Origin of the sequence: Desulfocurvus sp. (assembly GCF_023230885.1) — a bacterium.
In the GTDB taxonomy this organism is placed as follows: Bacteria; Desulfobacterota; Desulfovibrionia; order Desulfovibrionales; family Desulfovibrionaceae; genus Desulfocurvus.
The window spans coordinates 1-4,739 of record NZ_JALNWM010000235.1; the positions used below are offsets into that span (position 1 = coordinate 1).

Consider the following 4,739-nt stretch of genomic DNA (forward strand, 5'->3'; position numbering starts at 1 on the left):
CCCCGAGGCCGCCCCCGAGGCGGCCAAAACCGCGCCCAAGGCCGAGGCGCCCGCCGCCAAGGAGGCCCCCAAGGCCGAAGCCAGGCCCGCCCCCGCCAAGGAAGCGCCCAAGGACAAGGACGCCAAGCCCGCCGCCGCCAAGCCCGGCAAGTAGACCCCGGGCGGCCCGGAAAAACGAAAAGGCCCCCGGGCGACCGGGGGCCTTCGCGCGTTCATGGTCGGCCGGGGCGCGCTCAGGCCAGCCCGTCCGATCCGTCCTGCTTGAGTTCCTGGATCAGCGCGGCCAGCTCGCTCATCTGGCCCGCCAGCTCGGACAGGGCCGCGGCCGACTCGCTGACGCCCCGGGCCGTGTCGCCGGTGATGCGGTTGATCTCGTCGATGGCGCGGTTGATCTCCTCGGACGTGGCCGACTGCTCCTCGGCGGCGGTGGCGATGGACTGGATCTGCTCCGCGCTGCGCTCCACGCGCTCGACGATCTCGTCCAGCACGACGCCCGACTGGTTGGAGAGCTCCACGGCCTGGGCCAGGTCGGCCACGGCCTTGCCCATGGAGTCGATGTTCTCGGCGGCCGCGCCCTGGATGGCGCGGATGGAATCGCCCACCTCCTTGGTGGCGCCCATGGTCTTTTCGGCCAGCTTGCGCACCTCGTCGGCCACCACGGCGAAGCCCCGGCCCGCCTCGCCCGCGCGGGCGGCCTCGATGGCCGCGTTCAGCGCCAGCAGGTTGGTCTGGTCCGCGATGTCCTCGATGACGGTCATGATGGCGCCGATGGCCTCGGCCTTCTCGCCGAGCACGTTCATGTTGAGGCGCAGCTCCTCGGCCTGCTTGCGCGTGGTTTCCATGGCCTCGATGGAGCTGGCGACCACCGCGCGGCCCGACACGGCCCGGTCCTTGGCCTCGTTGCCCACGCTGGCGGCCTCTCCGGAGTTGCGCGCCACCTCCAGCACCGTGGCGTTCATCTCCTCCATCGCCGTGGCCGTGGCGGCGATGCGTTCGGCCTGGATGTCCGTGCCGTTCCTGATCTCGTCGGACTGGCTGGACATTTCCTCCGTGGCCGACGACACGCGGGCCACGATGGCCTCCAGGCGCCGTGCGGCGTGGACCATGCCCTCGCGGCGGGCCTGCTCGGCCTGCTTGCGGGCCTGCTCGGCCTCCTCGGTGGCGGTCATGGCGGCTGCGGCCTTTTCCTCGGCCTCGCGGGTCTTGGCGGTGATCTCCTCCATGTTCGCGGCCAGCCGCCCCGCCGTGTCGTGCAGGGCGTCGATGATCTCGCCCATCTCGTCGCCGGGGCGCAGGGTCATGCGCTGGCTGTAGTCGCCCTGGCCCACGGCGTGCAGGAAGCCCATCATCTGGCGGACCGGGCGCAGGACCATCCGCCCCGTGAGCAGCCACACCGCCGCGGCCACCAGCACAAGGCACGCCGCGACCACAAGCCCGAGCTGCATCGCCGTGCCCTCGGCCGGGGCCATGATCTCGTCGCGCTCGATGAGCCCCACCAGCCGCCAGCCGAGCTGCGGCGAGGTCACGACCATGCCCAGGTAGCGCTTGCCGTCGACCTCGTACTCGCCCGTGCCCTCGCCCTTGGCGAACAGATCGGCCAGGTGCTTGGACGGCAGCTCACCCACGGCCTTGAAGTTGAAATCCTGGTGCCGGGGATCGGCCAGGACCACGCCGTCGTCCTGAAGCAGGACCATGTAGCCCGTCTTGCCCAGGCGGATGGACTCCACCATGTCCGTGAGCTTCTTGAGCGAGATGTCCACGCCCACCACGCCGAGCACCTCGCCGCCGCGCACCACGGGCGCCGTGACGCTGGCCACGGCCTCGCCCGTGGTGGACATATAGGCCTTGGACAGGGACGGGCGGTTCCCCGCTGCCAGGGCCTCGGTATACCAGGGCCGCCTGCGCGGGTCGTACCCGGCGGGCATCATGCTGTCCTGCACCGCCGAGACGAAGGCGCCCGTGCGCGCGCCCATGAAGACTTCCACATAGTTGGGGTGGGTGTTCTGCATCAGCGAGAAGAACTCCACCACCGCCTGGCCCGTCTCGTCGTCGGCCCAGGGCTGGGAGATGGTTTTCTCCTTGGTATCCACGAAACTGGTCCGCACCAGGTCGAGGTCCGTGGCCAGGGGATGGGCCGCCAGAAGGGCCGCGTTCATCATCGACTCGTCCATGAACAGCCGGATGGCGTTGTCCACCTGCATGAGCTGGCCCCGGGCCGACTGCTCGAACCCGGCCTGCGACAGGTCGCGGATGTTCAGGCTGGCGATGAAGAAGATAAGCACCAGGGGCAGACCGATAACGGCAAGTATGGAGACGATGAGCTTGGTCTTGATGGACTTCATGAGGGGGTGCTCCTTGTTTTTCCTTTCCGTTATGGAATCGGCACGGAAAAGACGCATTTCGGGCCTGCCCGGCGCGTACAGGAACGCGAAGGCCCGCACATCGATTATATACCGGATTCGCGCCCCCCAGGCAAGCACTGCATCGAACTTGCCTTCGCCCCCGCGCAAGGGTAGGAAGCGGACCAGGAGAAGACCATGCAGAACTTCACCCTCCAGGCCTTCCTGGAAATAGCCTTCCCCCTGTTCCTGATCATGGACCCCATCGGCAACGGGGTCATCTGCCTGACGCTGCTCAAGGACTTTCCGGCCCGCCGCCAGCGGGCCATCATCCTGCGCGAACTGTTCTTCGCCCTGGCCATCATCGTGCTCTTCATGTACCTGGGCGAGGGCCTGCTCGGGCTGCTCGACATCCACCAGTCCACCCTGCGCATGGCCGGCGGGGTCATCCTGTTCATCATCTCCATGAAGATGGTCTTCCCCCAGTCCGACGACGCCATGTCCGACCCGCACATCAAGGACCCGTACATCGTGCCCATCGCCGTGCCCTTCGTGGCCGGGCCGTCGTGCCTGGCGGCGGTGATGGTCTACGCCCACCGCGACAGCCACGCCGTGCTGCTGCCGGCCATCGGCGCGGCCTGGGCGGGAACCCTGGCCTTCATGCTCCTGTCCCCGGCGCTGACGCGCGTGTTCGGCGCCAAGGGCATGCGCGCCATGGAGCGGCTCATGGGGCTGGTGCTCATCCTCATGTCCTTCCAGATGCTCGAAGACGGCATCCGCCTGTTCATCGCCAGCCTCTAGCCCGGCTTGCCACCGGCCCCGGCCCCCCGTACACTGCCCCCAGGCCCCCGCCCCCCAAGCCCCGGAGGAGTCATGCCGCCCCGCGAATCCTACGACTGGCTGCGGGCCCACGCGGTGGAGACCGCGTACATCGGGTCCGCCCTGGCCCTGCTGCACTGGGACCAGTCCACCAAGATGCCTGCGGCGGGCCACGCCCACCGCGCCGCCCAGGTGGCCAGCCTGACCGGGCTGCTGCACGCCCGGCGCACCGACCCGCGCGTGGGCGAGGCCCTGGCCAAGGCCCGGGCCGAACTGCTGCGCGACGACCCGCACAGCGAGCTGGCGGCCAACGTCCGCGAGTGGCAGCGGGCCTACGACCGCGCGGTGCGCATCCCGGCCGACCTGGCCGTGGCCACGGCCAGGGCCGCCGCCCTGGGCGAGACCGCCTGGCAGCGCGCCCGCCCCGGCAGCGACTGGCGATCCTTCCTGCCGTACCTGGAGGAGATCGTCCGCCTGCGCCGCGAGGAGGCCGAGGCCGTGGGCTACGCGGGCGAACCCTACGACGCCCTGCTGGACGAGTACGAACCCGGCGAGACCGCGGCGGGCCTGGAGCCGGTGCTGGCCGGGCTGCGCCGCGAGCTTGTGCCCCTGCTGGACCGCATCCTGGGCGCCCCCCGCCGCCCCGACCGGACCCTGCTGTCCCGCCATGTGCCCCTGGAGGCCCAGCGGGCCTTGTGCCGCGAGGCTGCGGCGGCCATCGGCTTCGACTTCGAGGCCGGGCGCCTGGACTCCACGGCCCACCCCTTCTCCACGCGCATCGGCCCCGGAGACGTGCGCATAACCACGCGCTACAACGAACACGCCTTCGACGAGGCGCTGTTCGGCGCCATCCACGAGGCCGGACACGCCCTGTACAGCCAGGGCATCCCCGGCGCGCATTTCGGCACGCCCTGCGGCGTGTCCGTTTCCCTGGGCGTACACGAGTCGCAGTCGCGGCTGTGGGAGAACATGGTCGCCCGCTCGCGGGGCTTCTGGCGCCACTTCCTGCCCCGGGCCGCCGGGCACGTCGCCGCCCTGGAGGGCGTGGCCCTGGACGACCTCGTCCTGGCGGTCAACGCCGTGCGCCCCAGCCTGATCCGCACCGAGGCCGACGAGGTGACCTACAACCTGCATGTGCTCCTGCGCTTCGGGCTGGAGCTGGCGCTGCTGCGCGGGCAGCTCCAGCCGCGCGACCTGCCTGGCGCCTGGGACGAAGCCATGCGCTCCCTGCTCGGCCTGACTCCGCCGGAGCTGGCCGACGGCGTCATGCAGGATGTCCATTGGGCCGCCGGGCTGGTGGGCTACTTCCCGACTTATACCCTGGGCAACCTCTACGCGGCCCAGCTCTTCGAGGCCGCCGGGCGCGAGCTGGGCGGGGGCGCCCAGGGCCTGGACGAACGCTTCGCCGCCGGGGAATTCGCGTCCCTGCTGGAGTGGCTGCGCGCCAAGGTCCACGTCCACGGCAGCCGCTACGCCCCGCGCGAGCTGATGCGCCGGGCCACCGGGGCGGAGCTGGACCACGGGGCCTTCATGCGCTACCTGACGGCCAAGTACGAAGCCCTCTACGGCCTGTAGCCGGGC

3 protein-coding genes are annotated in these 4,739 nt (G+C 70.5%); 2 read left to right on the plus strand and 1 reads right to left on the minus strand.

Annotated features, from left to right (window positions below; genetic code table 11):
• Positions 1 to 233 precede the first annotated feature (233 nt).
• Complete coding sequence (locus M0P34_RS13775; protein ID WP_291500134.1) at positions 234 to 2,342, minus strand: methyl-accepting chemotaxis protein; 2,109 nt, start codon at positions 2,340 to 2,342, stop codon at positions 234 to 236.
• A 195-nt stretch (positions 2,343 to 2,537) separates the two neighbouring features.
• On the opposite strand from M0P34_RS13775, the gene M0P34_RS13780 reads away from it, so the two are divergent.
• Together M0P34_RS13780 and M0P34_RS13785 are read left to right on the plus strand one after the other, a co-directional pair.
• Positions 2,538 to 3,140 (plus strand): MarC family protein, encoded by a 603-nt coding sequence (locus M0P34_RS13780; RefSeq protein WP_291500136.1) that lies wholly within the window; start codon positions 2,538 to 2,540, stop codon positions 3,138 to 3,140.
• Positions 3,141 to 3,212: 72 nt separating this feature from the next.
• Complete coding sequence (locus M0P34_RS13785; RefSeq protein WP_291500138.1) at positions 3,213 to 4,733, plus strand: carboxypeptidase M32; 1,521 nt, start codon at positions 3,213 to 3,215, stop codon at positions 4,731 to 4,733.
• Positions 4,734 to 4,739: the final 6 nt, after the last annotated feature.

Bases quoted from the DNA above. Each gene is read 5' to 3' on its own strand.
- M0P34_RS13775 (WP_291500134.1), bottom strand. From the start codon at position 2,342: ATGAAGTCCATCAAGACCAAGCTCATCGTCTCCATACTTGCCGTTATC.
- M0P34_RS13780 (WP_291500136.1), top strand. From the start codon at position 2,538: ATGCAGAACTTCACCCTCCAGGCCTTCCTGGAAATAGCCTTCCCCCTG.
- M0P34_RS13785 (WP_291500138.1), top strand. From the start codon at position 3,213: ATGCCGCCCCGCGAATCCTACGACTGGCTGCGGGCCCACGCGGTGGAG.